The following is a 26,399-nucleotide window of genomic DNA, read 5'->3' as shown; positions in this document are numbered from 1 at the left end:
CCCCGAAACACGTCGCGATGGTGAGTAGTCTGTACCGTCGTGCACCTCAAAAGCCTGACCCTGAAGGGCTTCAAGTCGTTCGCCTCGGCGACGACCCTGCGCTTCGAGCCGGGTATCACGTGCGTCGTCGGTCCCAACGGCTCGGGTAAGTCCAACGTCGTCGACGCCCTGACCTGGGTCATGGGCGAACAGGGCGCGAAGGCGCTGCGCGGCGGGAAGATGCAGGACGTGATCTTCGCCGGCACCTCCGGACGTCCGCCGCTGGGACGTGCGGAGGTCACGCTCACCATCGACAACGCCGACGGCGCCCTCCCGATCGAGTACTCCGAGGTCTCGATCACCCGCCGCATGTTCCGCGACGGCGCCGGCGAGTACGAGATCAACGGCAACACCTGCCGCCTCATGGACGTGCAGGAACTGCTCTCCGACTCCGGTATCGGCCGCGAGATGCACGTCATCGTCGGTCAGGGTCGTCTGTCGGCGATCCTCGAGTCGCGTCCCGAAGACCGTCGTGCGTTCATCGAGGAGGCCGCAGGCGTCCTCAAGCACCGCAAACGCAAGGAAAAGGCTGTCCGCAAGCTCGACGCGATGCAGGCCAACCTGGCGCGGCTGACCGACCTCACGGCCGAGCTTCGACGCCAGCTCAAGCCGCTCGGCCGGCAGGCCGAGGTCGCCCGCCGGGCACAGACCGTGCAGGCCGATCTCCGCGACGCCCGGCTGCGCCTCGCGGCCGACGACCTGGTGATCCGCCGAGCCGAGATGGCCGAGCACGCCGCCGTCGAGGACGAGGTCCGGCGCCGTCAGGACGAGGTGGCCGAGCAACTCGACGAGGCCAACGCGCAGGTCACCGAACACGAACAGCATCTCGCCGAGGTCACCCCGGCCGCCGCGGCCGCGAGCCGCGCGTGGTTCCGGCTGTCGGCACTCGCCGAACGCGTCGACGCGACCCGCCGGGTCGCCGCCGAGCGCAGCCGCTACCTGAGCGAGGCCACCGCCGAGGCCACCGGCCCCGATCCCGAGGAACTCGAGGAACAGGCCCTCGAAGCCGCCGAACTCGAGGCCGAGCTCACCGAAGGCGTCGAGATCGCCGCCGAACAGCTCGAGACGGCCCGCGAGGTGCTCCGGGAACGCGAGTCGATCGCCGAGGCGGCGGAAGCCGCACATCTGGCCGCCGTCCAGGCCATCGCCGACCGTCGAGAGGGGCTGGCCCGTCTCGAGGGTCAGGTCGACAACCTGCGGACGCGGTCGGAGTCGACCGACGCCGAGGCCGACCGTCTGACGGCCGCCATCGCACACGCCACCGAGCGTGCGGAAAATGCTGCATCGCAGCAGGATTCGGCTGCCGGTGAACTCGCGCAGCTGGAGGCCTCCGAGCAGGCCCTCGACGAACACCATGAGCGGTGCGTCGCCGCGCTGAACCTGTCCAACGAACGTGTCGCCACCCTGCAGGCCGAGCACCGTGAAGCCGAGCAGTCCATCGCCTCGCTGTCGGCACGCGTCGAGGCCCTCGCCATGGGTCTGGAACGCAACGACGGTGGAGCCTGGCTGCTCGACAACGCGCCTGACGGCCTGCTCGGACCGATGTCGGAGCTGCTCACCGTCGAGCCCGGCTTCGAGACCGCCATCGCCGGTGCACTCGGCCCCGCGGTCGACGGCATCGTCACCGTCGACGGCATGGCGGCCGTCCGCGCCCTCGAAGCCCTCAAGTCCGGCGACGGGGGACGGGCCGCGCTGATCTGCGGCGGCCTCACCGAGCCCGTACGGCAACGCGACGTCGCCCTTCCCGACGGCGCTCGCTGGGCGGCTTCCGCGGTGACCTGCGGGCCGGAGATCCGCAACGCGATCGACACCGTCCTCGCCGACACCGTCATCGTCGACGACCCCGCCCAGGGACTCGAGATCGCCCGCCGCCTCGGCGTGCGGGTGGTCACCCATGCCGGCGACCGGATCGGACCCGCGTCGATCGAGGGCGGCTCGTCGCGACGACCGTCGACGCTCGAGGTGCAGTCGGCCATCGACGCCGCGACCGAGGAACTCGCCGCCACCCGGCGCCGCGTCGAAGAACTGGAAGCCGCACTCGACGGTGCCCTCGCCGAGCAGCGCGAGCGGCGGGAAGCAGCAGAGGAGGCGCTCGCCGCGCTGCACGAATCGGATTCCAGCGTCGGCGCCGCCTACGAGCAGATGGCCCGACTAGGCCACGAGATCCGCACCGCCCGTGCGGAGGCGGATCGCCTCACGCGTCAGCGCAACCTGCTGGAGAAGAACCGAGCAGAGGCCCTGGAGTCCCTCCACGAACTCGAGGAGCGCCTACGGCTCGCCCGTGACGAATCGGATTTGGGACCGGAGATGGCGGCCGACGACTCGGAACGGTCCACGGCCGCGGCGGCGGTCGGGATCGCGCGCGGAACCGAGATGGAGGCGCGTCTGGCGCTGCGCACCGCCGAGGAACGCCTCGCCTCGGTGCGCGGCAAGGCCGACTCCCTGCGTCGCGCCGCCCAGCGTGAGCGCGAGGCCCGGGAACGGGCGCGTCGGCAGGACGAGATCCGCCGGCAGGCCGCGGGTGTCGCAGCGGCGGTCGAACGGGCCGGTGCCCAGGTCGCCGAACGACTCGCGTCCGCGGTCGCATCGGCGCAGGCAGGTCGCGACGAACTCGAGGAGATCCGGATCGCGCGGTCGGCGACGCTCGACGAGCTGCGCGTACGGGCCGGCGAGCTGACCACCACGCTGAACTCGTTGCGCGACACCGTCCATCGCGACGAGGTGGCCCGTGCCCAGGTGGCCCTGCGCATCGAGCAGCTCGAGGAGCAGATCCTCGACACGTTCGCGATGTCACCCGACGACCTGATCGCCGAATACGGTCCCGATGTCCCGATGCCGCCCTCGGCCCTGGAGATGCAGGAGTACGAGGAGGCCAAGGCGCGCGGCGACCAGGTGGTGGCCCCGGCGCCCATGCCGTACGACCGCGCCACCCAGGAGGCCCGCGCGAAGAAGGCGCAGAAGGATCTCAACACGCTCGGCAAGGTCAACCCGCTCGCGCTCGAGGAGTTCGCGGCGCTGGAGGAGCGCTACAACTTCCTGTCCTCGCAGCTCGAGGACGTGAAGGCCGCCCGGAAGGACCTGCTCGACGTGGTCGAGGAGGTGGACGCCCGCATCCTGCAGGTGTTCACCGAGGCCTACGCCGACGTCGAGCGCGAGTTCGGACAGGTCTTCGAGACACTGTTCCCCGGCGGCGAGGGACGGCTCGTGCTGACCGAGCCCAACGACATGCTGACCACCGGCATCGAGGTGGAGGCCCGGCCACCGGGTAAGAAGGTGAAGAGGCTGTCGCTGCTGTCGGGCGGGGAGAAGTCCCTGACCGCGGTCGCGATGCTCGTGGCGATCTTCCGCGCCCGCCCGTCGCCGTTCTACGTCATGGACGAGGTCGAGGCGGCGCTCGACGACACCAACCTGCGCCGGCTCATCAAGCTGTTCGAGCAGTTGCGGGAGAAGTCGCAGCTGATCGTCATCACACATCAGAAGCCCACGATGCAGATTGCCGACGCCCTCTACGGCGTCAGCATGCGCGGGGACGGCATCACGACCGTCATCTCGCAACGCATGCGCGGCGTCAACATGCCCGTGGCTCAACAGGAGGACACCAGCCAGTGAACACCGGAATCATCATCGGGATCGTCATCGCGGTGGTCGTCATCGCCGCGCTGATCGCGCTCGGACTGGTGCTGGCGCGTCGTCGTCGCATCTCGCTGTCCGACACCGAGACGCAGCCGGAGATCGTCGACGGCACCACACGCCAGGTCGACCGGTCCGGGGGCTATCAGGCGGGGTCGGGCTTCAGTTTCAGCCGGGGTGATACGGCCCTGGCCGAACCGCCGTCACGCAAGCCGGAACCGCCGCGCAAGCCGCAGCCCGAGCCCGAGCCGCCGGTCCAGCCGGTCGAGGAGCGCACCGACGTCGACGGCCAGCCCACGGTCGGCGACGACGCCGCGGTGCCGCGCGACTCCCACCGCCGCGGGATCACCGAGGTGTCCCTACCGGACGTGATCGAGCCGGCCGAGGCAGAACCCGAGACCACCGAGCCCGAGACGACCGAGCCGGAGGCAAAGGTCGCAGAGCCGGAAACGGTGGCGCCGGAGGCGGCCGAGGCCCCGGTCGTCGAGGAGCCGGTCATCGAGCCGCCGGTCGTCGAAGAGCCGGTTGTCGACGCCCCCGAGACCGCGACCCCCGAGACCGCGGCCCCCGACGATGCATCGGGCGCGGTGGCGGTACCGCCGCGCGAGGAGATCGCGCCGACTGCCGGGCGGCTGGGCAAGCTGCGCGGACGGCTGTCGCGGTCGCAGGGGGCGATCGGCAAGAGCGTGCTCGGCCTGCTCGGTGCCGGCGACCTCGACGAGGACAGCTGGGAGGAGATCGAGGACACCCTGCTGATGGCCGACCTCGGGACGGCAACCACGATGACCGTCGTCGAGAACCTCCGTACCGAACTGGCCGCCAACCCGGTGAAGAACGCGGGGGAGGCTCGGGCACTGCTGAAGCGCGTGCTCGTCGAGCAGCTCGATCCGACCCTCGACCGGTCGATCCGTGCGCTGCCGCATGCGGGCCGTCCGGCCGTCGTGCTCGTGGTCGGGGTCAACGGCACCGGCAAGACCACGACGACGGGCAAGCTGGCCCGCGTCCTGGTGGCCGACGGGCGTCGCGTGCTGCTGGGTGCCGCCGACACCTTCCGTGCGGCCGCCGCCGACCAGCTGCAGACCTGGGGTGAGCGGGTCGGTGCGGAGATCGTGCGCGGCAAGGAGCAGGCCGATCCGGCCGCGGTGGCGTTCGACGCGGTCGACCGCGGTATCGCCACGGGCGTCGACGTCGTCATGATCGACACCGCCGGCCGCCTGCACACCAAGACCGGTCTGATGGACGAGCTGGGCAAGGTCAAGCGCGTGGTTGAGAAGAAGGCGCCCGTCGACGAGGTGTTGCTCGTGCTCGACGCCACCGTCGGCCAGAACGGCCTGATGCAGGCGCGCGTGTTCGCCGAGGTCGTCGACATCACCGGGGTGGTGCTGACCAAGCTCGACGGCACGGCCAAGGGTGGCATCGTCTTCCACGTCCAGAAGGAGCTCGGCGTGCCGGTGAAACTGGTCGGTCTGGGGGAGGGCGCGGACGATCTGGCCCCCTTCGAGCCGGAGGCCTTCGTCGACGCACTGCTGTGAGACCCCTGCTGTGAGAACCCGCCGATGGTCGCCCGCACTGGTGTGAAATCGATTCGCGATCGGCAACCTCGGGCTAGAAGTGCTCCGACGAAACTGAGACGGCCCTCAGAAGCGTCCTCGCGATTTACCTGAGCGAAATATAAATCGTTCATCGGGTTACGTGCCCGAAACGTGAAGGCACCACTGCTGAAACCGAGTGCCGACAGTCTCTTTGGAGGCGCCGAGCCGTCGGCGCATCCTGAGGAGGTTTCTACAGTGGTTTTGGCGCTGCCAGAAGAAGCGTTCGGCGCATTCGACACCGGCGACACCGCGTGGATCGTCACGAGCGCCGCGTTGGTGCTGTTGATGACACCCGGACTCGCGTTCTTCTATGGCGGACTCGCTCGAGGCAAGTCCGTGCTCAACATGATGATGATGTCCTTCATCTCGCTGGCCACCGTCAGCGTCGTGTACGTCCTCTGGGGCTTCTCGATGGCTTTCGGCAACGGCATCACCGGGGATGACGACATCGCCGGTCTGTTCTCGAACCCGTTCGCGCTCTTCGGGTCCGGCCAGCTGGCCGACGTGATCCCCGGCCCGGACGACACCGAACTGGTCGTGACCGGCGGTATGACGATCCCGTCCTTCGTGTTCATGGGCTTCCAGCTCACGTTCGCGGTGATCACCGTGGCCCTCATCTCGGGCGCGCTCGCCGAGCGCGTCAAGTTCGCCACCTGGACGGTCTTCACAGTCATCTGGGCGACCGTCGTGTACTTCCCGCTCTCCCACATGGTCTGGGGTGGCGGCATCATGTCGGGTGCCGAGAACGGCTTCGCGTCGTGGATGTTCGGCAGCACCGACGGTGAGGCCAACGTCGCACCGATCGACTTCGCCGGCGGCACCGTGGTCCACATCAACGCAGGTATGGCAGCACTGGTCCTGGCCCTGGTCGTCGGCGCCCGCGCCGGATTCGGCCGCACCGCCTACCGTCCGCACAACATCCCGTTCGTCATGCTCGGCGCCGCACTCCTGTGGTTCGGCTGGTTCGGCTTCAACGCCGGTTCCGAGCTCGCGGCCGACGCCGTGACCGGTCTGGTCTGGGTCAACACCACCGCTGCCACCGCTGCCGCGATGATCGGCTGGCTCGCAGTCGAGCTCGTCCGCGACAAGCACGCCACCAGCGTCGGCGCCGCGTCGGGCATCGTGGCCGGCCTGGTCGCGATCACCCCGGCCTGTGGTGCGCTGACCCCCGTCGGCTCGCTGATCCTGGGTGTCATCGCCGGTGCCCTGGCTGCCCTCGCCATCGGCATGAAGAACAAGTTCGGCTACGACGACTCGCTCGACGTCGTCGGCGTCCACCTGGTCGCCGGCCTCTGGGGCACCGTCGGAATCGGCTTCCTGGCCAAGGACGTCGGCCTCTTCTGGGGTGGCGACTACAAGCAGCTGGTCGTGCAGGTCGTGATCGCGCTGTTCGCCCTCGTGTTCACCGGTGTCCTGACCGCGATCATCGCCTTCGCCCTCAAGCCGCTCGGCTGGCGCGTCAGCGATGAGGACGAGAAGAGCGGCATCGACGAGGCAGAACACGCTGAGACTGCCTACGAGCTGGCATGACGCTCGAGCCAAATCGCTACTACGCTGACACCCGTGGAGAGGGATAACAAATGAAGCTGATCACTGCAATCGTCAAGCCGTTCACGCTCGAGGACGTCAAGGCCGGCCTGGAGCAGGCGGGAATCCTGGGCATGACCGTCAGCGAGGTCCAGGGCTACGGACGCCAGAAGGGCCACACCGAGGTCTACCGCGGCGCCGAGTACTCGGTCGACTTCGTGCCCAAGGTCCGTGTCGAGGTCGTCGTGGACGACTCGGCCGTGGACAAGGTCGTCGATGTGATCGTCGAGGCCGCCCGTACCGGCAAGATCGGTGACGGCAAGGTGTGGGTTTCGCCGGTCGAGTCGGTGGTGCGGGTCCGCACCGGCGAGCGCGGCGGCGACGCTCTGTAAGTGAGCTCGTGCCCTTTCTGAACCCCAGCGCGGCCCCGCGTTCGACGATGAGTCGGGCGCGGGGCCGCACCGTTCAACCCCCGAGACCGAGGAGCCTCCCGTAGCCGCCACCGACCTGGCCAAGACCCGCCGGCAGCTCACCGAGTCGAGCCGGAACGGGAAACTCGACGCACCGGCGCTCCGCCAGGTGCTCGTCGACCTGCACGAATTCTGGCTGACCAGCAAGGGCGCCGAACTCGGCATCAAGCCCCACAGCGGATTCGCGATCGTCGCGGTCGGCGGTCTGGGACGCGGCGAACTGCTGCCGTACTCCGACCTCGACCTGATCCTGCTGCACGACGACATGCCCGTCGAGCGGGTGTCCGAGGTCGCCGACGGACTCTGGTATCCGTTGTGGGACGCCAACATCCCGCTCGATCACAGCGTCCGGACGGTACCGCAGGCACTGCAGGTCGCCGGCGAGGACGTGACCGCAGCCCTGGGCCTTCTCGAGGCCCGCCACATCGCCGGCGACGAGGACCTGTCGAGCCTGTTGATCGGTGGCGTACGCCAGCAGTGGCGCAACGACATCCGTAATCGTTTCCCCGAGGTCGTCGCCCACGCGCAGGACCGCTGGCGTCGCGCCGGTGACATCGCGCACCGCGCCGAACCCGATCTGAAGAACGGTCGGGGAGGGCTACGGGACGTACAACTCCTCGGCGCCCTGGCGATCGCCCAGCTGACCGACGGGATGGCCAGCCTCCGACCGGATTCGCCCGGTGCCGGACCACAGGTCGCCTACCAGCGACTGCTCGACATCCGGACCGAGCTGCACCGCACGGCCGGCCGGCCGCGCGAGCAGGTACGCGCGCAGGACGCCGACGAGATCGGCGCCGCACTGCGGATCGGGGACCGGTTCGACCTGGCGCGCGTCATCAGTGACTCCGCCCGAACCATCAGCTATTCCATCGACGTCGGTCTGCGGACGGCGGGCAACGCCCTCCCACGGCGTGGGCTGGCCAAGCTGCGCCGTTCCCCGCTGCGTCGTCCGCTCGACGAGGGCGTGGTCGAGCACAGCGGTGAGATCGTGTTGGCGCGCAACGCGATTCCGAGCAAGGACCCCGGACTCATCCTCCGCGTGGCCGCCGCCTCGGCGCGGACGGGCCTGCCGATCAGCGCATCGACCCTGAGCCGACTGGCCGACTACGCACCGGAGCTGCGGGAGCCGTGGCCGGCCGAGGCGCGCAGCGACCTGCTGGTCCTGCTCAGCTCGGGCCACCACATGGTCGACCCCATCGAGGCGCTCGACCGCACCGGGCTCTGGGGTCGGCTGCTCCCGGAATGGGGTGCGGTGCGCGACCTCCCGCCGCGCGATGCGATCCACACCTGGACCGTCGATCGTCACCTCGTGGAGACCGCGGCCTATGCGTCGTCGATGACGACGCGGGTCTCGCGGCCCGATCTCCTCGTCCTCGGAGCGCTCATCCACGACCTCGGCAAGGGGCGCGGTGCCGACCACAGCATCGTCGGCGCCGAACTCGCGGTCCAGATCGGCAACCGGTTCGGTCTGTGGCCGCAGGACGTGACGATCCTGTCCGACATGGTGCGGCATCACCTCCTGCTGCCGCAGGTCGCGACGCGCCGCGACCTCGACGACCCGGCCACCGCCGAATTCGTCGCGACCACACTGGGTCACAACCGGGTGCTGCTGGAACTCCTTGCGGCACTGGCCGAAGCGGATTCGCGGGCGACCGGACCCGGCGTGTGGGGGGAGTGGAAGGCGTCACTCATCGGCGAGCTCGTCCGGCGGTCCATGCGCCACATCGACGGCATCCCACCGGCCGTGCCCGAGCCGTTGACCCCCGAGCAGCTGGCGATCGCCGCCGAGGGGGACTTCGCGGTTCGGCTCGTGCGCGCCGACGGTCAGCACACCTACGACGTCACGATGGTGGCGCCGGATCAGCCCGGGCTGCTGTCGAAGATGGCCGGGGTGCTCGCGCTCGGCGGTCTGCGCTCGCACAAGGCCTGCGCCCAGAGCCACGACGGCAAGGCGATCAACTCCTTCATCGTCGTGCCGATGTTCGGCAGTCCGCCCGACGCGGGTCTGCTCCGCCAGCAACTCATCGCCTCGGTGAACGGCAAGATCGACGTCCTCGCGCGCCTCGACGCGCGCGAGCGGGATTCACCGATACCCACGATCGCCTCGGTCAGCACCCTGCCCGGGACGATGGTGAGCCTCGGGGCGAGTGCAGGCAGCACCGATCCCGACGTCGACGGCGCCGGTCACCCGAAGAACGCCGTGCCCGCGCTGTTCGCGGTCGCGCCGCCGCGGGTCACCTGGCTCGACGCCCCGGAGCCCGACGCCGCCGAGGGTGCGGTGCTGCTCGAGGTCCGGTCCGACGACCGGATCGGGCTGTTGAGCCGGGTCAGTTCGGTCCTGGAGAGGAACGGCGCCGACATCCGGTGGGCGAAGGTCTCGACCCTGGGCGCGACCGTCGTCGACATCTTCAGCCTGCGACTGGCAGAGGACACCGAGCAGATGCGTGCGACGCTCACCGACGCGATCATCGCGGTGTGCCCGCCGCCGCAGCCCAAGCGCGACGAGGAGGACGGGCCGCAGACGCCCGGCGGGACGGGACGGTCCGGAGTGCCGATCTCCTAAATGGAATGACCGGGGAACCACATGGAAGGATGGACCCATGTTCGATTCCCTCTCCGACCGGTTGACCGGTGCCCTGAAGGACCTCCGCGGCAAGGGGCGGCTCTCCGACGCCGACATCGACCGCACCTGCCGCGAGATCCGGCTCGCCCTGCTCGAGGCCGACGTCTCGCTGCCGGTGGTGCGTGCCTTCATCGCGCGCATCAAGGAACGGGCCAAGGGTGCGGAGGTCTCCGCGGCGCTGAACCCCGCCCAGACGGTCGTCAAGATCGTCAACGAGGAACTCATCGGCATCCTCGGCGGCGAGACCCGCCGGGTGCGGTTCGCGAAGAACCCGCCGACGGTCATCATGCTGGCCGGTCTGCAGGGTGCCGGTAAGACGACGCTTGCCGGCAAGCTGGGCAACTGGCTCAAGCAGCAGGGACACACACCGCTGCTGGTGGCCTGTGACCTCCAGCGTCCGGGCGCGGTCTCGCAGCTGCAGATCGTCGGCGAGCGGGCCGGAGTGCCGGTCTTCGCGCCGCACCCGGGCACCAGCGTCGGTGGGGAGGGAGCACTCGGCGTCACCTCCGGCGACCCGGTCTCGGTCGCCCGCGCCGGTGTCGAGGAAGCGAAGACCAAGCACTACGACGTCGTCGTCATCGACACCGCCGGCCGCCTGGGTATCGACTCCGAGCTGATGAAGCAGGCCTCCGACATCCGCGACGCGACCACGCCCGACGAGGTGCTGTTCGTCGTCGACGCGATGATCGGTCAGGACGCGGTCTCCACCGCCGAGGCCTTCGCCGACGGCGTTGGCTTCACCGGCGTCGTGCTGACCAAGCTCGACGGCGACGCCCGCGGTGGTGCCGCGCTGTCGGTGCGTGAGGTCACCGGTCAGCCGATCATGTTCGCGTCCTCCGGTGAGAAGCTCGAGGACTTCGACGTCTTCCACCCCGACCGCATGGCCAGCCGCATCCTCGGCATGGGCGACGTGCTCAGTCTCATCGAACAGGCCGAGCAGCACTGGGACGCCGAGCAGGCCGAGGCCGCCGCGGCCAAGATCACGCAGGGCGAGCTGACCCTCGAGGACTTCCTCGAGCAGATGCTGATGATCCGCAAGATGGGCCCCATCGGCAACATCCTGGGCATGCTGCCCGGCGCCGGCCAGATGAAGGACGCGCTGTCACAGGTCGACGACAAGCAGCTCGACCGGGTCCAGGCCATCATCCGTGGCATGACTCCCGCCGAGCGGGACAACCCGAAGATCATCAACGCCTCCCGCCGCCTGCGTATCGCCAACGGCTCCGGTGTGACCGTCAGCGAGGTCAACCAGCTCGTCGACCGTTTCTTCGAGGCCCGCAAGATGATGGCCCAGATGTCGGGCCGCATGGGCATGGGCGGGATGAACCGGAAGTCCAACCGCAAGGGCAAGAAGGGGAAGAAGGGCAAGGGACGCGGTCCCACGCCGCCGAAGGTGCGCGGTGGTTTCCCGGGGATGCCGGGTGGCATGCCCGCCGGCTTCCCGGATCTGTCCAACATGCCCGCCGGACTCGACCAGCTGCCGCCGGGTCTCGAGGGGATCGACGTCTCACAGTTCCAACCCAAGAAGAAGAAGTAGCGATGGGCGGCCCGGCAATGGATGGCCCAGCACCGGATGTCACCGCCCGTCACTACCGGGGCACCGATCCGCTCACCGGCCAACCGGTCGAGTTCTGGGTGACCGGTGGGACCATCAGCCACACACCCGTCGCAGACGCCGAGACCGCCGTCGACGCCGGCTGGATTCTGCCGGGGCTCGTCGACGCCCACAACCACGTGGGCATCGCCCCCGGGCTCGGCGTCGACATCGAGCAGGCGCGGGGTTACGCGTACGCCGACGCCCGCGCGGGGACGCTGCTGATCCGCGAGGTCGGGTCGCCGCTCGACACCCACCCGCTCGACGACGACCCGGCGTGTCCGCGGTTCATCCGTTCCGGCAAGCACATCGCCCGGCCGAAGCGCTATCTGCGCGACTACGGCGTCGACCTCGACGACCCCGACGAGCTGGCCGCCGAGGTGGCGCGCCAGGCGCAGGCCGGCGACGGCTGGGTGAAGATCGTGGGGGACTGGATCGATCGCGAGGTCGGCGACCTCGCGCCCCTGTGGACACGAGACCAGATCGAGGCCGCGGTTGCCGTCGCACACGAACACGGCGCAAGGATCACCGCCCACGTCTTCGGCACCGACGCCCTCGTCGACCTCATCGGGGCCGGGGTCGACTGCATCGAACACGGCACCGGGCTCACCGCCGATCTGATCGATCAGCTCGTCGACCGCTCGATCGCCCTGGTGCCCACCATGATCCAGGTGGAGAACTTCCCGGGCATCGCCGACGGCGCCGAGCGGTTCCCGACCTATGCCGCCCACATGCGCAAGTTGCACGCCGACGCACCGAAGGTCTTCGAATCCGCCCGCGAGGCCGGCGTGGCGATCTTCGCCGGTACCGACGCCGGCGGATTCGTCGAGCACGGACGCATCGTCGACGAGATCGAGGCCCTCTCGCAGGTCGGTCTGGGCAACGCCGGGGCGATCGCTGCAGCCTCCGTGCAACCTCGGCAGTGGCTCGGCGCCGACCTTCTCGCCGACGGCGACCGCGCCGACTTCGTGGTCTACGGCGAGAACCCCTGCGATGACCTGGGCGTCCTGCGTCATCCGCTCGCAGTGGTGTCCTCGGGCCAAAACATTTTGTGAGCAACACCACAAGCGGGCCGCTGGTTGCGCTTACCTACTGCCGCGTAAGGTAGCAACCGCGTTGCACAGGTTCGTAAGGGGACGAACCGAACAGCACAGTGCAGACCCCGCCGAAACCGGGGGTGGAAACGGGGTTTCGGTGGGGGTCGCGCAAGCCTGGGGGCCGATTCATCGGTAGGCAAGTGGCGTTTGCGACGTACGGCATGTGGTTGTTCTCGCGGGGTGGACAACCACATGCCGGCTTCTTTTCCGGACGGTCAGCCCGGATTTCTTTCCGGGGCCTCTGGTCTGGCAGAATGGCTCGACGGTTCGTCGGATACGGTCACGGCCGCCCGACGGTCACACCGAAACAGACGCAAAACCGGGTCCACCATTCCGGGTGGATCGCAGAATTGCGCAGTGACCACACGAAAGTAGAAGAAGACATGGCTGTCAAGATCAAGCTCACACGGCTCGGCAAGATCCGCAACCCGCAGTACCGCATCGTCGTCGCCGACGCTCGGACCCGCCGCAACGGCCGGGTGATCGAGACCATCGGCAAGTACCACCCGAAGGAAGAGCCCTCGCTGATCGAGGTCGACTCCGAGCGCGCCCAGTACTGGCTGGGTGTCGGCGCACAGCCGACCGAGCCCGTTGCCGCGATCCTCAAGGTCACCGGTGATTGGCAGAAGTTCAAGGGCCTGCCGGGCGCCGAGGGCACCCTGAAGACCGCCGAGGCGAAGCCGTCCAAGCTCGACCTGTTCAACGCTGCGCTCGCCGCCGCCGAGAACGAGCCGGTCGCCGCGGCCACCACCCCGAAGAAGAAGGCCGCCAAGAAGGACGAGGCCCCGGCAGAAGCTGCCGCCGAGGCCCCCGCCGCCGAGGGTGACGCGTGAGCGCTGTCGTCGCCGACGCGGTCGAGCATCTCGTCCGCGGAATCGTCTCGAACCCGGACGACGTCCGGGTCGACCTCGTCACCGGTCGTCGTGGACGCCTGGTCGAGGTCCACGTGAACCCCGACGATCTGGGTAAGGTCATCGGCCGCAACGGTCGTACGGCCACCGCCCTGCGCACCCTCGTCTCCGGTATCGGCGGACGCGGCATGCGCGTCGACATCGTCGACACCGACCGCTGACAGCCGACTCGCAGGACGCACGCATCGTGGATCTCGTCGTCGGACGCGTCGTGAAGTCGCACGGCATTCGTGGCGAACTCGTCGTCGACGTCCGTACCGACGAGCCCGAACTGCGTTTCGCTCGCGGCTCGGTGCTGCGCGGCCGACTGCCGCGCGGTGGCGGAGAACGTGGATTCACCGTGACAGCCGCCCGGGAACATTCCGGGCGGCTGTTGGTGTCTCTCGAGGGCATCGCCAGTCGCGATGCCGCCGACGCGCTGCGCGGCACCCTGTTCCTCATCGACTCCTCGGAGGTCGAGCCGTCCGACGACCCGGACGAGTTCTACGACCACGAACTCGAAGGTGTCCCGGTCCAGCTCGCCGACGGCACCGAGGTGGGTGTCGTCGAATCGGTGCTGCACATGCCCGGCGGCGAACTGCTGTCGGTGCGCACCCCCGACAAGCGTGAGGTCCTCATCCCGTTCGTGCGGGAGATCGTGCCGACGGTGACCCGCGAACTCATCGTCATCGACCCGCCCGAGGGTCTCCTCGACCCGGACTCGGCCGACGGCGCGAAGTGATGCGCCTCGACATCGTTTCGATCTTCCCCGAATATCTCGACCCGCTCCGGGTTGCGTTGCTGGGCAAGGCGATCGACGCCGGCCGCATCAGCGTCGACGTCCACGACCTGCGGAACTGGACGCACGATGTGCACCGCAGCGTCGACGACTCGCCGTACGGTGGCGGGCCCGGCATGGTCATGAAGCCCGAGGTGTGGGGGCCGTGTCTCGACGACGTGTGCCCCGACGACGCGCTTCTCGTGGTCCCGACCCCGGCCGGTGTGCCGTTCACGCAGGCGACCGCCCAGCGGTGGAGCACCGAGAAACATCTCGTCTTCGCCTGCGGCCGCTATGAGGGCATCGACCAGCGTGTCTTCGACGACGCGGCCCGTCGGGTGCGCGTCGAAGAGGTGTCCCTCGGTGACTTCGTCCTCATCGGCGGCGAGGTCGCGGTCATGGCGATGATCGAGGCAACCGTCCGACTGATGGACGGTGTTCTCGGGAATCCTCGCTCGCACCAAGAGGATTCGTTCTCCGACGGGCTCCTCGAAGGGCCGAGTTACACGCGTCCGGTGAGCTGGCGAGGTCTCGACGTCCCGCCGGTACTCCTCAGCGGCGATCATGCGAAGGTCGCGCGGTGGCGACATGAGCAGGCCCTCGAACGGACCCGCGCCCGCCGGCCGGATCTCCTCGCCGAGCCTGTGAATCCCCACGATGACCCGGAGTCGGATCACCGCTAGGATTCGGCACAACTCGAGCACACGGGGGTGTTATGCAGGGCTATGAGGCCATGGTCGAGGAACTCGACCGTCAGCGTGCCGAACTCGCGCAGACCCGTGCCGCGTTGTCGGAGCTGACCTCCCGGGCGATCAGCCGCGATCGGCTCGTCGCCGTCACCGTCAACGCACGCGGTCTCGCCGTCGACATCTCGATCGATCCCACCGCCTTGCGTCGCTACCGTGCCGACCAGCTCTCCGAACTACTCACCACCCTGATCGCCGAAGCGGACCATGCGTTGACTTCTCGACGCGCCGAACTTCTCGCTGCCGCAACGGGTTCCGGGGTGGACTACGCCGACGCGCGTCTCGACCCTGCCCGTCTCGACACCGCCCGGACCCCCGGATGACAGCCGGAGGCCGCCGGAACCGGATCGCCGCGGACGTGGGTACCGCGGCGGATCTGTCCGCCCGGCTGGCCAATGCCGAGTCGCGGCTGGGCGCCGTGCATTCCGAGCTCGTCGAACTGCTCGCCGACATCGACACCGCGGTCGGGGTCGGGGAGGGCGCGATGGCCTTCCGGCGGGGTTTCGGCCCCGCGAGCGCCGAATCGAGTGAACTGCTCTGCGCCGCGGTCGCGCGTCTCGCCGAGCACCGGCGGGCGCTCACCTCCGGCGTCGAGTCCCTCGCCGCCGCCGACGCCGACACCGCAGCCGCCTTCGACCCCGGTGACCCTCGGTGAACTCGGCGCCCCGACACATCGCGGACGAACTCGCACCCGGCGTGTGGCCGGGTGCGGACCCGACGTCGCTCCGTGAGGCCGCACGACGCACACGAGCCCTCGCCGAATCCGTGGAGCGGGTCACCGACGTGGTCGTGTCTGCGACTGCCGCGTACTCGTCACCGGCCGCCGGCGGCGCGGGCGTCGAGGGGGAGTTCGCCGACGCTCTGGTCGACGGGCTCGGCCGGGTCACCGGCGCCGGGACGCAGTCACTGCCGCACGTCGCCGACCGGCTCCGCGCGATGGCGACGTCGTTGGACACCTACGCCGATGTCGTCGTGGAGACCGAGCAACAGATGACGACGATCGCCCTCGTCGCCGACCGTGACCGGCAACGTGCAGAGGTCTTCGCCGAGGTCGGTGACGACTCGTGGCGGGTGAGTGCGGCGAGCGCCGGTCGTCTGGCCCTGACGGCTGCCGGTGACGACTACACGCAACGGTCGGAGGATGCCGGGCAATCCGCCGGCGGGACCCCGCCCGCGGCGACCAGCGGGATGATGCCGTTCGCACCGATGGGTGCGATGGGCGCTGCCGGAGCGGCCGCCGCCGGGTTCGGTGCCGCCGTGGGCGCTGCCTCGCGCACCGACCGGGACACCGCCGGGGGAGACCTGACCTGGCTGAGGCGTCGCGCCGACACCGTGCAGTCGACGGTGCCGGCGACCATCGCGGGCTGGTTCCGCACCGCCGTCGGCGTCGGCGTCGGGGCCCGCGGGCGTCGCGTGGTCGTCGTCGGGACCAACGATCCGCAGCCGTACCAGCGCGCGGGGCTCGAACTCGCCGACGACGAGGCGCTGACGGCGAACGGGCGGGCACCCGAACTCGCGATCGTCGAGCACATGACGAATTCAGGGATCATCCCCACGGCGATCGCCGCCGCCACGCCGATGGATTCGGCGACGGTGGCGGCACTGCAAGCCGCCGACGTCGTCGCGATGGCCCCCGGTTCGTAGCGCTGACCGGGGATTTCGTCGGACCGGGGTGTCTCTGGCACAATAGTCGGGTTGCCTGTCCCGTGTGACGGGCACCGACGACTCGGAGTATGAACCGGTTCGAAGCCGTATGGCCCGCCAGGTTCCTCTGCTCAACGTTCACGCCAGAATAGGACCCAATCAATGAACACGCTCGACTTCCTCGACAAGCAGTCCCTTCGCGACGATGTCCCGGAGTTCGGCCCCGGCGACACCCTCGACGTCCACGTCAAGGTCATCGAGGGCAGCAAGGAACGCGTCCAGGTGTTCAAGGGTGTCGTGATCCGTCGCCAGGGTGGCGGCGTCCGCGAGACCTTCACCGTCCGCAAGGTGTCCTTCGGCGTCGGCGTTGAGCGCACCTTCCCGGTGCACAGCCCGAACATCGCCAAGATCGACGTCCTCACCCGCGGTGACGTCCGTCGCGCCAAGCTCTACTACCTGCGCGATCTGCGTGGCAAGGCCGCAAAGATCAAGGAAAAGCGCTGACGCGTCTACCCTGACGAGGTGGCCGACACACAGCGACCCAGCGACGATCGCGACCTTGACACCGACGGCAACGACGGTGAGAAGCGTCCCTGGCGGTTGAAGTCCGATCCGGACGAGACCGCGGACGGCAAGAGCAAGTCGGGCTCCGGCTCGCTCTTACGCGAGGTCGTGATCATCGTGGGGTGCGTCCTGCTCCTCACCTGGGTACTGCAGACCTTCATCGGCCGGCAGTACGTCATCCCGTCGGAGTCGATGGAGTCGACTCTGATCGGTTGTGACGGGTGCACCAACGATCGCATCGTGATCGACAAGATGGTCTACCGCTTCGGTGATCCGGAGCCCGGTGACGTCGTGGTCTTCAAGGGTCCGTCGGAGTCGTGGAACGGCGCCTGGGTGTCGCCGCGGTCGACGAACCCGGTCATGCACAAGGCGCAGGATGCGCTGTCGTGGTTCGGTTTCGCCCCGCCCGACGAGAACAACCTCGTCAAGCGTGTGATCGCGACCGGCGGACAGACCATCGAGTGCCGCAACGACGAGGGTGTCGGCGTGAAGGTCGACGGCAAGCCGCTGCGCGAGCCGTACATCAACATGGAGTTGCAGCGCGAGACCCTCGCGGCCTACGGACCCGACTCGGGTGTCAGCGACAAGCTGCCGCCGTGTCTGGGTCCGGACTTCGGTCCGATCAAGGTCCCGGAGGGCAACGTGTGGGTGATGGGCGACAACCGCCTCAACTCGCAGGACTCGCGCTACCACGTCGATGATCAGTACCAGGGCACCGTTCCGGTCAGCGACATCCGCGGCAAGGTCCGAACCATCATCTATCCCTTCTCGCGGATCGGTGGTGTCGGTTCGATCAATCCCCAGCAATGACCATGTGGGGATTGCGCACACCATGAGCCGCTGGCCACCGCGTTCGCCCGTCCGTCGTGCAGCCGGGCTGCGGACCTTCGAATTCGCGCTCTACCGGCAGGGCCTCGGCCCTGTCGCCGGGGTCGACGAGGCCGGTCGCGGTGCGTGCGCCGGGCCGCTGGTGGTCGCGGCATGCGTGCTGAAACCGACGCAGCTGGCCTCGCTCGCCGACCTCGACGACTCCAAGCGGCTCACCGAGAAGACCCGCGAGACGCTGTACCGATCGGTGACCCGGTACGCACACGCATGGAGCGCGGTGATCATCGACGCCGCGGAGATCGACCGGATCGGCATCCACGTTGCGAACATCGAGGGCATGCGCCGGGCGGTCGCGGCACTCGACGTGACCCCCGGATACGTGCTGTCCGACGGGTTCGTGGTCCCCGGCCTGACCGCGCCGTCGCTGCCGGTGATCGGGGGAGACGGGGCCGCGGCCTGCATCGCGGCCGCGAGCATCATCGCGAAGGTGACGCGGGATCGGATCATGGTCGCGATGGACGCCGACCTGCCCGGGTACGATTTCGCGATCCACAAGGGATACAGCACAGCTCTTCACATGTCCCGCATCGATGCGGCGGGACCGTCACCACAACACCGCATGTCGTACCGGAACGTCGCGGCACGAGTGGTCGCCAGCGCAAACGACAACAGGGATAGGCTTACAGGATGAGTGCTGAGGATCTCGAGAAGTACGAAACCGAGATGGAACTCTCTCTGTACCGCGAGTACAAGGACATTGTCGGCCAGTTCACCTACGTGGTGGAGACCGAGCGGCGCTTCTACCTTGCCAACGCGGTCGAGATGATTCCCCGCAACACCGACGGCGAGGTGTATTTCGAACTCCGGATGAGCGACGCCTGGGTCTGGGACATGTACCGGCCGGCGCGCTTCGTCAAGCAGGTTCGCGTCATCACGTTCAAGGACGTCAACATCGAGGAGCTCGAGAAGCCGGAACTGCGGCTTCCCGACGAGCCCTGAACTCTCATGGGGTGAACGTACCCCGAGGCGTCGACGACGCGATGTTGGTGAGTCGGTAGTTCTCCACAGATTCGGCCGCGGCGGGTGTACTCGCGCCGCGGCCGAGTCGTGTTCGGGGACCCTTCAGAGTATGAGCAACCGTCGTGCGCACGTGGGCAAGCTGGGGGAGGACATCGCCGCCGACTTCGTCGGTTCACTGGGGTGGGTTGTGCTGGAACGCAACTGGCGCAACCGATATGGCGAGCTCGACCTGATCGCCGTCGACCCCCGTGGCCCCGCCGGGCCCACGCTGGTGGTCGTCGAGGTGAAGACGCGGGCCAGCCGCACCTTCGACGACGCGGTGATGGCCGTGACCCCGGACAAGCTCGCCCGGATGCGCCGACTGGCCCGTACGTGGCTCGCAGCCCAGGAACGCCGCTGGCGACAGATCCGGTTCGACGTCATCAGCGTGCAATTGGACGGGTTCACCCCGGAAGACCCCGCGGCGGCGCACGTGAGGCACCACCGCGGAGTCCACGAGTGAGTGGTCTTCGAGCCCGGGACTACAGCTTGCCGAGGTCCGAACGGATCAGCATCACGTTGTAGTCGCTCCAGCGTGAAGCGTTGAAGTACAGCTCTTTTCCGGTGCCCGTCAGTGCCGGCGAGCTCGGCAGCATCATCGGTCCGTAGACCACCGGGTTGCCGGGGGACACGATGTTGCGCGGCGAGCTCCACGGGCCTTCCGGATGGTCTGCGGTGCGGAGCCGGATGCCGTTGTCGCCGTCGAGCATGATGTATTTGTTCAGGTACGGACTCCAGGCGACGGACAGTTCACTGACCGGTTGTCGGGCGACGACGCCTTCGGTGTCGTGGATGTCGCTGATGCTGTCGACCCATCCGATGCGCTCGCCGGACCAGTACTGGTACTTGCCGAGGTCGAGGATGTCCTCCGGCTTGAACCGCGCCAGGAATGCAGCGCCGAAACGGCCGTTGGGCGTACCGAACTGGTAGATGTAGTCCTCTTCGTCGGTGCCCGGGCGCCCACGCATGTATGCGTTCTGCTGGAACTTGCCGTTGTTGACGTCGATCGCGCGCAGGTTGCCGGGGAGCTCGAGGTCGATCGGCGCGTTGATGAGGATGGTGTCGGGGTCGCTCTCCCACGTCTGACCGTTGTTGTCGGAGTAGGCGATACCCGAGTAGTTGGTGATCCAGTTGCCGGCCGAACCCCAGGACCGCACCGACATGTAGTTGATGTACTGCCGGAACCCGGTGCCGTGCGGGAGCGAGATCGCCGCGGTGGGGATTGTGGTGACCTCGATGTTCGAGATGCCCAGCGACGGAATGAGTTCCTCGGCGTAGTTCGCCCGGCCCCTGATCACGGTTCCCGAGTTCTGGTCGCCGGCGACGCCGTTCGGGATGGTGATCTTCCCGTCGCTGAAGTCGTCGTCGTTCGTCCGCAGCAGGACGTTGTGCCGCCATTCCTGGCCGGCGACATCGCAGTTGCCGAAGGTGTCGCCGAACGCCATCAACGTCTGCCCGCGGCCGTTGTCCCAGGCGATCCCGAGGTCGGTGCCGCTGATGCCGAAGCGATCGAAGGTGTCGTTGTTGCTGCGCGGACCCGTGACCCAGCTGAGAACCTTGGAGATGTTCCCGTTGTAGACGGGCAACGGGCCCTGGGGTCCGGCTGCAGGGGCATTGGAGCTACCCGACGAACCGGTGCCGAGAAGACTCGAACCGGCGCCGGAGTTACCGCACGGCGCGGCTTCTGCGATGCCGGTACCGGCGGTCAGGACGATCGCGGAGGTACCGATTGCGAAGGCTCCCGCCAGCGCCAGTCGGACACCTTTGGTGAAACGGCTGGGCACTCAAGACCTCCGTGTGACAGGTGTTACTGAAGTTATGGACGTGACTATTGTTACTAGAGTTGTGTCACGGAAGGCCCCGAGATCGGTCACGATCCGGTGTCAGCGGATGAGGTGGCGTTTTTCCGACTCGGTGCGTGACTGCCATCCGACGCGTTCGAGTTCGGGTACGTCGTTCTCGCGTTCGGGATAACCGACGCAGAGGTAGGCCACGAGTTTCCAGGTGGGTGGGACCGCGAGTGCGGCGGCCACCTCGTTCGGTTCGAGAATGGACACCCAACCGATCCCGACGCCGCGGGCCCGGGCGGCCAGCCACAGGGTGGTGATGGCCGTGACGACCGAGTACTCGAGTGTCTCCGGCACGGTTCGGCGACCCAGGCCGTGGCCTTGTTCGGCATCGGGTTCGCAGAACACGGCGAGGTGGACCGGTGCGTCGTCGAGGCCGGCGAGCTTGAGTGACGAATACAGTTGTGCGCGTTCGCCGGTGTAACCGTCGAGCGCTTCGGCGTTGCAGCGGACGAAACTGTCCCGCACAGCCTCTCGTGCCGCCTTGGTCTGCACCTCGACCCACCGCCAGGGCTGACTGTTTCCGACGGACGGCGAGAGCTCCGCGGCCGCGATGAGCTCGGGGAGAAGATGCGGCTGGAGCGGTTCGCGACTGAACCGACGGACATCCCGTCGCCAACGGAAGAGTCGGTTCAGGTCGTCGACGAACGCGTCGTCGAAAATTCCGTCACTCATCGGTTGTCGAGCTTAGCGACGGCGATCGATCAGATCGGCGCGGGTCCGTCCTCTACCTGCAGACGCTCGCGTTCCCGCTTGTTTCGTGCGCGTTCGGCTCGCCGTCTGGCGTGTTTGTCTGCCAGCCGGTTTCGTGTGGGGCGAGGGTCGTCGCCCGAGATCACCCGCGGTGCGGGTGGGGCTTGGGCGGCTTGTTCGAAGCGGGGTCGGGGCGGAACATCACGCGATCGGCGCCGCGTCGCCGTGTTCGTGTCCAAGGGCCTTCCCCGGACCCGGAGAGTAGCAGCGCGATCTCGGCGTCGAGGGTCGGAGCTAATCGACAATTCCGCTGGCACGAGCGAGGTGCAGGACGGGAGCATCGGCGGTGCCGGCGGGTCGTTTGCCGACATGCCGACGTCTTTGACGAGGAATTCTGCAGCTGATCGACGCACTACTCATACGAGTCTTAGCTAGCTTTCGTCTACAGCGGCGGTACGGGGTCCCTGGGTCTCCTTCAGAGGAGGACCATTGGGCGAGAGCTTGCGAAGCGCGAACATCTGAAACTCGTTATTCGTGTTGCGAGCCTTCTCAGCGGTTTTCTCGATACCTAAGAAATTCTTCGGGTCCGTGCCTGCTTCTACCGCAGCTCGTACAGCTGTCGCCGCGGCGACAGCTGCACTGAGGGATCTGAGTGCTTCGCGTGCGATCTCTTTGTCGCGGATGTCGGCCATCGCAACGGTCGCAACGGTTCGGTAATACTCGAACTGAGTCAAGAAGTTCGTGAGCCGGACGAGGCCGGAGTCCGCAAGCTCTCCATTGTTCTCAGCCAGCTCGTCGAGGTAATCGAACGTATAAATACTCGTCTGCGCATTCGCCTTCGTGATGTTCTTGGCGATCGACTTAACGGCATCGACCTCACGGTTGTGTTGCGTCACTGCCAACTGTTCGATATGGAACGTACGAGAAGCATCCATGGACGCTTCGGCCTGGGCGAGCTGTCGAGTATGTCGCTCTTCGACAAGTCGCATCTCTTCGGCTGCGTTCGCTCTTGTTGCTTCGGCCTCTTGCCGCGCTAAGAGTGTCTGGTAAAGCGCGACTACAACCGCGAAGACGGTGAGTAAGCCTGAAAGCCAGGCGGCAACCGGACCCCACTGACCTTGACCCCATCCGTGGAGAAAGCCCCAGATCAGAACGAATGGAATGGTCCCCAGGACGACGCCACCTACTGACACGATGAGCGCCGCCTGCGGCACGGTGAAGTCTTCTTCAGGTTCAGTCACCGGATCGTTGTAGCACTCCGACCGGTCGGGTGTGCGCATGGATCGGTCAGAACGGTGCCGGGCCGTCCTCGACTTCCAGGCGTTCGCGTTCTCGCCGGTTGCGGGCGCGTTCGGCTCGCCGTCTGGCGTGTTTGTCTGCCAGTCGGTTTCGAGCGGGGCGAGGGTCGTCGCCCGAGATCACCCGCGGTGTGGGTGGGGCTTGGGCAGGTTGCTCGAAGCGGATACGGCGCAGGTTGGGGAACAGATCTTCGAGGGTTTCGGCGTCACCGCGGATGCGGTAGCCCTCTGGGGTGACGTACTCGGTGACCAGGCGGCCGTCGTCGTCGCGGTACTGGACGTCGATCCAGTCGCCGAAGGTCTTGTGCAGATGCCCTAAGCGGCATTTGGCGTTGAGGTTCTCACTGGAGGTGAGTCCACCGCGGGTCGGGCGTTGACGGTCGAACTCGGTGACGTGGTCGAGGTCGCAAGTGAAAGAGGACTGCTCGCACCCTGGTTCGGTGCAGTAGCCGTCGCGGATGCGGACGAAGTCGGCACAGGCGGTGGTCGGGCGGTACGGGTCGGACGGCTGGGAACCGGGATAGACGACCACCACATCCGATGACGTTGCTTCGGTAACGTTCGGCGCGGTCGGCTCAGCGATCGGTGCGGCTGCGGGTTGCGGGCGTCTGGCTTCGCGGTCCTGTGCGTCACGCTCGTCGTGCTCGCCTGCCGGCGAGGGTGTTTCGGCCCCAACTCGTGTGGGTGCTGTGCGGACCGGAGTCATGGGTTTGATGGTGGCGTCGGGTCGGTGGGCGAGGTCGCGGACGTGCTCGTCGGAGATGACGCCGTGCCCGTCGATCCAGCCGATCCCGGGTGCGCCGGCCAGTGTCGCGGCATCGGTGACGACGTGGATGACGATCTCGCTGCGCACCGATGCGACCGCCGCTCCGGGTTCGGGAACCTCGGCCGTGCAGTTGTCACGATCGCAGCAGCATTCGAACAGAGTGCCGGTCAGGAGGGCGAACATGGCGTCGGAGTTGCGTTGTCCGACGGTGCGACCGTCGTGCTTGCACACTGAATCCGCCAGCACGCGAACGGCCTTGGCGGCGATACGCACGTTCTCCGCGGCCATCACCCCGGTGATCTCGGCGGTGCCGTCGTCGAGGGTGTGGGTATACATCCCGCGGTTGTCGAGCGCTTCTCTCCGGCGTTCGCGGACCAGGTCTGGGTCGTGACGGAACACCAGGCGGTCGACCATGTCGCGCAGCCGGGCTCGCGTCCAAGAGCCCTTCTTGTTGCGGAGGGTGGCGGCGATCTCGGCGTCGAGGGTGGGAGTGATCGATGAGTCCGGCGGGACGAGCGCCGTGCGGGACACGATCACCTGCAGCTGCCAACGGGTGGTGATCCCGTCGCGCAGGGTGTCCAGTACCTCGGGGAGGTTCTCGTGCAGGGTGATGGTTTCGCCGATGAGGATCTCGGCTTGGCGTCGTGTCAAAGACAATTGGCGCGACACCCGCTGGACGCACTCGGCCTCACCGGTGACAACGATCCCGCCGTCGAAGGTGTTGCGGGTGCTCATGCAGCGTTCGGCGATCGCGTGCACCGTCTTGTATCGGGCCCAGTGTTCGTGGGATTCGCGACGCTGAGACGCCTTGAGTTCGTCCATGAGGGAGTACATGTCGGCTTCATAAGGGTGGGCAGGATCGATCCCGGCGAGAGACCCGCCCGGTAGATCGATCCGATTCCCCGACACCCTGCCCCCAGAAGTGTTGCGGCGCCGACCCGATCGATCGGCTCACCTACTGACAACCAATGTAGACCCGACCACCGACAAACCCGGACCGTCATCCACAGGCATCATCTCGCTACACAGATGCGCCGCAAGAAGGTTGGCCGCGACTTCGTTTCGGAGAAGTCCTTCGACACCGAAGGTGTGCAGGACTGCCGATCAAGCCGGTGATGTGGATATCGGAGAGGTGATCCACAGATCGCTCGTCGGGAGACTGCGGGCCGGTTCGCCGGCGTGATCTTTCGACAGACTGTGCTCCATGTTGGGGCAAACACAGTCGGTGGGGCTCAATGCCTTTGCCGCACGAGTTGTCGACGTTCAGGCGAGCGTCGGATCAGGGCTGCCCGGCTTCGCGGTGACCGGTAACCCCGATCCGTCGGTGCGCGAGGCGCGCGACCGGGTGCGGGCGGCGGTCAAGAACTCGGGGTTCAAGTTCCCCGACCTGAAGGTGACGGTGGCGCTCTCGCCGGCGGACATGCCGAAGGTCGGTTCGGGTTTCGACCTGGCCATGGCGGTCGCGATTCTGGCTGCGACCGAACAGGTGTCGTCGGAGAAGCTGACGTCGACGATCTTCCTCGGCGAACTCGGCCTCGACGGCACCGTCCGGCCGGTCCGGGGAGTGCTGCCGGCGGTGATCGCCGCGCGGCAGGCGGGTTATCGGCGTGCGGTGGTCCCGATCGAGACGGTGACCGAGGCGACCCTGGTCGAGGGCATGGACGTCGGTGGTGCGACGAACCTCGAAGACGTGGTCGCCTGGCTGGAGGGCGATCGCGTACTCGACAACTTCCACCGGACGACGACCACGAAGCCGCCACCGATTCCGGACATGGCCGACGTCGTGGGGCAGCACGAGGCCAGGCACGCACTCGAGATCGCCGCGGCCGGAGCACATCACGTTCTCATGACCGGGTCACCGGGTATCGGGAAGACGATGCTCGCGCGACGCCTACCAGGCATCCTGCCGCCACTGGGTGTCGAGGACTCCCTCGAGGTCACGGCGATCCACTCGCTCGTGGGGGAGCTGTCACCGGGACGCCCGCTGATCACCGAGCCGCCGTTCGTCGCACCGCACCACAGTTCGTCGACGACAGCGCTGCTCGGCGGTGGTACCGGCTTCGCCCGGCCGGGCGCGGTCTCCAAGGCGCACCGCGGTGTCCTGTTCCTCGACGAATGCGCCGAGATGAGCGCGAAAGTGCTGGAATCCCTGCGGGAACCGCTCGAAGACGGCGAGGTGCGGGTGCCGCGGCGGGATGGCGTCGCGACGTACCCGGCGCGGTTCCAGCTCATCCTCGCGGCGAACCCGTGCCCATGCGCACCCGCACACGACGTCGACTGCGTGTGCACCGCTGTCGTGCGACGTCGGTACCTCGGCAAGTTGTCGGGGCCACTGCTGGACCGGGTCGACATCCGTGTCCGCATGGACCCGCCGGGCAACGCCGCGCTGATGAGCGGGACGGGGGAATCGAGTGCCGAGGTCCGTGCACGGGTCACCGCGGCGCGGGCGGCCGCGGTCGAGCGATGGTCCGAATTCGGCTGGCGGACCAACGCCGAGGTTCCGGGAGCCGCGCTACGTCAGAAGTTCCGGCTGCCGCCCGACGTCCTGCGACCCATCGAACTGTTCCTCCGGGACGGGCGCGTGACTGCCCGCGGTGCCGACCGTGCGCTGCGGCTCGCCTGGACCCTCAGCGATCTACGCGGCACCGACCGGCCCGTCGAAGACGATGTCGCACAGGCACTTCTGTACCGAGACCGAGGAGCAACGTGGTGAG

Annotated in this window: 24 protein-coding genes and 1 pseudogene; 20 read left to right on the top strand and 5 right to left on the bottom strand. The window is 67.8% G+C overall.

The window, feature by feature from the left end; all coding sequences use genetic code 11:
• The first annotated feature begins 39 nt into the window (after positions 1-39).
• The 19 genes from smc to LQD00_RS19800 all read left to right on the top strand — a co-directional run bounded on the left by smc (position 40) and on the right by LQD00_RS19800 (position 19,544).
• Entirely contained in the window at positions 40-3,648 is a 3,609-nt protein-coding gene (smc, locus tag LQD00_RS19890) for a chromosome segregation protein SMC (RefSeq protein WP_232719033.1), read from the top strand.
• Positions 3,645-5,201 carry a signal recognition particle-docking protein FtsY gene (ftsY, locus tag LQD00_RS19885; protein ID WP_232719032.1) on the top strand — a complete coding sequence of 519 codons (1,557 nt, stop codon included), beginning with the start codon at positions 3,645-3,647 and terminating at the stop codon, positions 5,199-5,201. Before smc ends, ftsY begins: the two co-directional genes overlap by 4 nt.
• A 255-nt stretch (positions 5,202-5,456) precedes the next feature.
• Positions 5,457-6,791, top strand: a complete 1,335-nt coding sequence (locus tag LQD00_RS19880) for an ammonium transporter (RefSeq protein WP_232719031.1) — start codon at positions 5,457-5,459, stop codon at positions 6,789-6,791.
• A 50-nt stretch (positions 6,792-6,841) separates the two neighbouring features.
• Complete coding sequence (locus LQD00_RS19875; protein WP_005198965.1) at positions 6,842-7,180, top strand: P-II family nitrogen regulator; 339 nt, start codon at positions 6,842-6,844, stop codon at positions 7,178-7,180.
• A gap of 115 nt (positions 7,181-7,295) precedes the next feature.
• Positions 7,296-9,821 (top strand): [protein-PII] uridylyltransferase, encoded by a 2,526-nt coding sequence (locus LQD00_RS19870; RefSeq protein WP_232719162.1) that lies wholly within the window; start codon positions 7,296-7,298, stop codon positions 9,819-9,821.
• A 37-nt stretch (positions 9,822-9,858) separates the two neighbouring features.
• Positions 9,859-11,418, top strand: coding sequence for a signal recognition particle protein (ffh, locus tag LQD00_RS19865; RefSeq protein ID WP_154881893.1), 1,560 nt, complete (start codon positions 9,859-9,861; stop codon positions 11,416-11,418).
• Positions 11,419-11,435: 17 nt separating this feature from the next.
• Positions 11,436-12,530, top strand: a complete 1,095-nt coding sequence (locus LQD00_RS19860) for an amidohydrolase family protein (protein ID WP_232719029.1) — start codon at positions 11,436-11,438, stop codon at positions 12,528-12,530.
• 425 nt (positions 12,531-12,955) lie between these two features.
• Positions 12,956-13,405 (top strand): 30S ribosomal protein S16, encoded by a 450-nt coding sequence (gene rpsP, locus LQD00_RS19855; RefSeq protein ID WP_232719027.1) that lies wholly within the window; start codon positions 12,956-12,958, stop codon positions 13,403-13,405.
• On the top strand, positions 13,402-13,644 hold the full coding sequence (locus LQD00_RS19850) for an RNA-binding protein (protein WP_004572301.1): 243 nt from the start codon (positions 13,402-13,404) through the stop codon (positions 13,642-13,644). Before rpsP ends, LQD00_RS19850 begins: the two co-directional genes overlap by 4 nt.
• Before the next feature lie 26 nt (positions 13,645-13,670).
• Positions 13,671-14,204: a ribosome maturation factor RimM gene (rimM, locus tag LQD00_RS19845; RefSeq protein ID WP_232719025.1), complete on the top strand. Its 534-nt coding sequence runs from the start codon at positions 13,671-13,673 to the stop codon at positions 14,202-14,204.
• A complete protein-coding gene (gene trmD, locus LQD00_RS19840) occupies positions 14,204-14,923 on the top strand; it encodes a tRNA (guanosine(37)-N1)-methyltransferase TrmD (RefSeq protein ID WP_232719023.1) in 720 nt (239 codons plus the stop codon). Before rimM ends, trmD begins: the two co-directional genes overlap by 1 nt.
• 32 nt (positions 14,924-14,955) lie before the next feature.
• On the top strand, positions 14,956-15,309 hold the full coding sequence (locus LQD00_RS19835; protein ID WP_232719021.1) for a YbaB/EbfC family nucleoid-associated protein: 354 nt from the start codon (positions 14,956-14,958) through the stop codon (positions 15,307-15,309).
• A complete protein-coding gene (locus tag LQD00_RS19830) occupies positions 15,306-15,641 on the top strand; it encodes a hypothetical protein (protein WP_232719018.1) in 336 nt (111 codons plus the stop codon). The genes LQD00_RS19835 and LQD00_RS19830 overlap by 4 nt, the downstream gene beginning before the upstream one ends.
• Entirely contained in the window at positions 15,638-16,630 is a 993-nt protein-coding gene (locus LQD00_RS19825) for a hypothetical protein (protein ID WP_232719016.1), read from the top strand. The genes LQD00_RS19830 and LQD00_RS19825 overlap by 4 nt, the downstream gene beginning before the upstream one ends.
• A 162-nt stretch (positions 16,631-16,792) precedes the next feature.
• Complete coding sequence (gene rplS / locus LQD00_RS19820) at positions 16,793-17,134, top strand: 50S ribosomal protein L19 (RefSeq protein WP_005198975.1); 342 nt, start codon at positions 16,793-16,795, stop codon at positions 17,132-17,134.
• Between the two features lie 18 nt (positions 17,135-17,152).
• On the top strand, positions 17,153-18,004 hold the full coding sequence (gene lepB, locus LQD00_RS19815) for a signal peptidase I (protein WP_232719014.1): 852 nt from the start codon (positions 17,153-17,155) through the stop codon (positions 18,002-18,004).
• A 22-nt stretch (positions 18,005-18,026) separates the two neighbouring features.
• Positions 18,027-18,713, top strand: a complete 687-nt coding sequence (locus tag LQD00_RS19810) for a ribonuclease HII (RefSeq protein WP_232719013.1) — start codon at positions 18,027-18,029, stop codon at positions 18,711-18,713.
• A complete protein-coding gene (locus LQD00_RS19805) occupies positions 18,710-19,021 on the top strand; it encodes a DUF2469 domain-containing protein (RefSeq protein ID WP_005198978.1) in 312 nt (103 codons plus the stop codon). The genes LQD00_RS19810 and LQD00_RS19805 overlap by 4 nt, the downstream gene beginning before the upstream one ends.
• Positions 19,022-19,151: 130 nt before the next feature.
• Entirely contained in the window at positions 19,152-19,544 is a 393-nt protein-coding gene (locus LQD00_RS19800) for a YraN family protein (protein WP_232719011.1), read from the top strand.
• Between the two features lie 19 nt (positions 19,545-19,563).
• Here the strand turns inward: LQD00_RS19800 and LQD00_RS19795 are convergent, their stop codons facing one another.
• From LQD00_RS19795 to LQD00_RS19775, 5 genes and pseudogenes are all read right to left on the bottom strand, one after another.
• Positions 19,564-20,865 carry a DUF4185 domain-containing protein gene (locus LQD00_RS19795; protein WP_232719009.1) on the bottom strand — a complete coding sequence of 434 codons (1,302 nt, stop codon included), beginning with the start codon at positions 20,863-20,865 and terminating at the stop codon, positions 19,564-19,566.
• 99 nt (positions 20,866-20,964) lie between these two features.
• Positions 20,965-21,603, bottom strand: coding sequence for a 5,6-dimethylbenzimidazole synthase (bluB, locus tag LQD00_RS19790; RefSeq protein WP_232719008.1), 639 nt, complete (start codon positions 21,601-21,603; stop codon positions 20,965-20,967).
• A gap of 29 nt (positions 21,604-21,632) precedes the next feature.
• Positions 21,633-21,812: pseudogene (locus LQD00_RS19785) on the bottom strand (HNH endonuclease); the annotation flags it as partial.
• 240 nt (positions 21,813-22,052) lie between these two features.
• Positions 22,053-22,862 (bottom strand): hypothetical protein, encoded by an 810-nt coding sequence (locus LQD00_RS19780; RefSeq protein ID WP_232719007.1) that lies wholly within the window; start codon positions 22,860-22,862, stop codon positions 22,053-22,055.
• Positions 22,863-22,908: 46 nt separating this feature from the next.
• Positions 22,909-24,519 carry an HNH endonuclease signature motif containing protein gene (locus LQD00_RS19775; protein ID WP_232719006.1) on the bottom strand — a complete coding sequence of 537 codons (1,611 nt, stop codon included), beginning with the start codon at positions 24,517-24,519 and terminating at the stop codon, positions 22,909-22,911.
• A 370-nt stretch (positions 24,520-24,889) separates the two neighbouring features.
• On the opposite strand from LQD00_RS19775, the gene LQD00_RS19770 reads away from it, so the two are divergent.
• Positions 24,890-26,398, top strand: coding sequence for a YifB family Mg chelatase-like AAA ATPase (locus tag LQD00_RS19770; protein ID WP_232719005.1), 1,509 nt, complete (start codon positions 24,890-24,892; stop codon positions 26,396-26,398).
• Position 26,399: the final 1 nt, after the last annotated feature.

Source organism: Gordonia metallireducens, from assembly GCF_021245825.1.
Taxonomy (GTDB): Bacteria; Actinomycetota; Actinomycetes; order Mycobacteriales; family Mycobacteriaceae; genus Gordonia; species Gordonia namibiensis.
The sequence above is the reverse complement of the archived record's forward strand: the minus strand, read 5'-3'. Positions and strand labels throughout refer to the sequence as shown.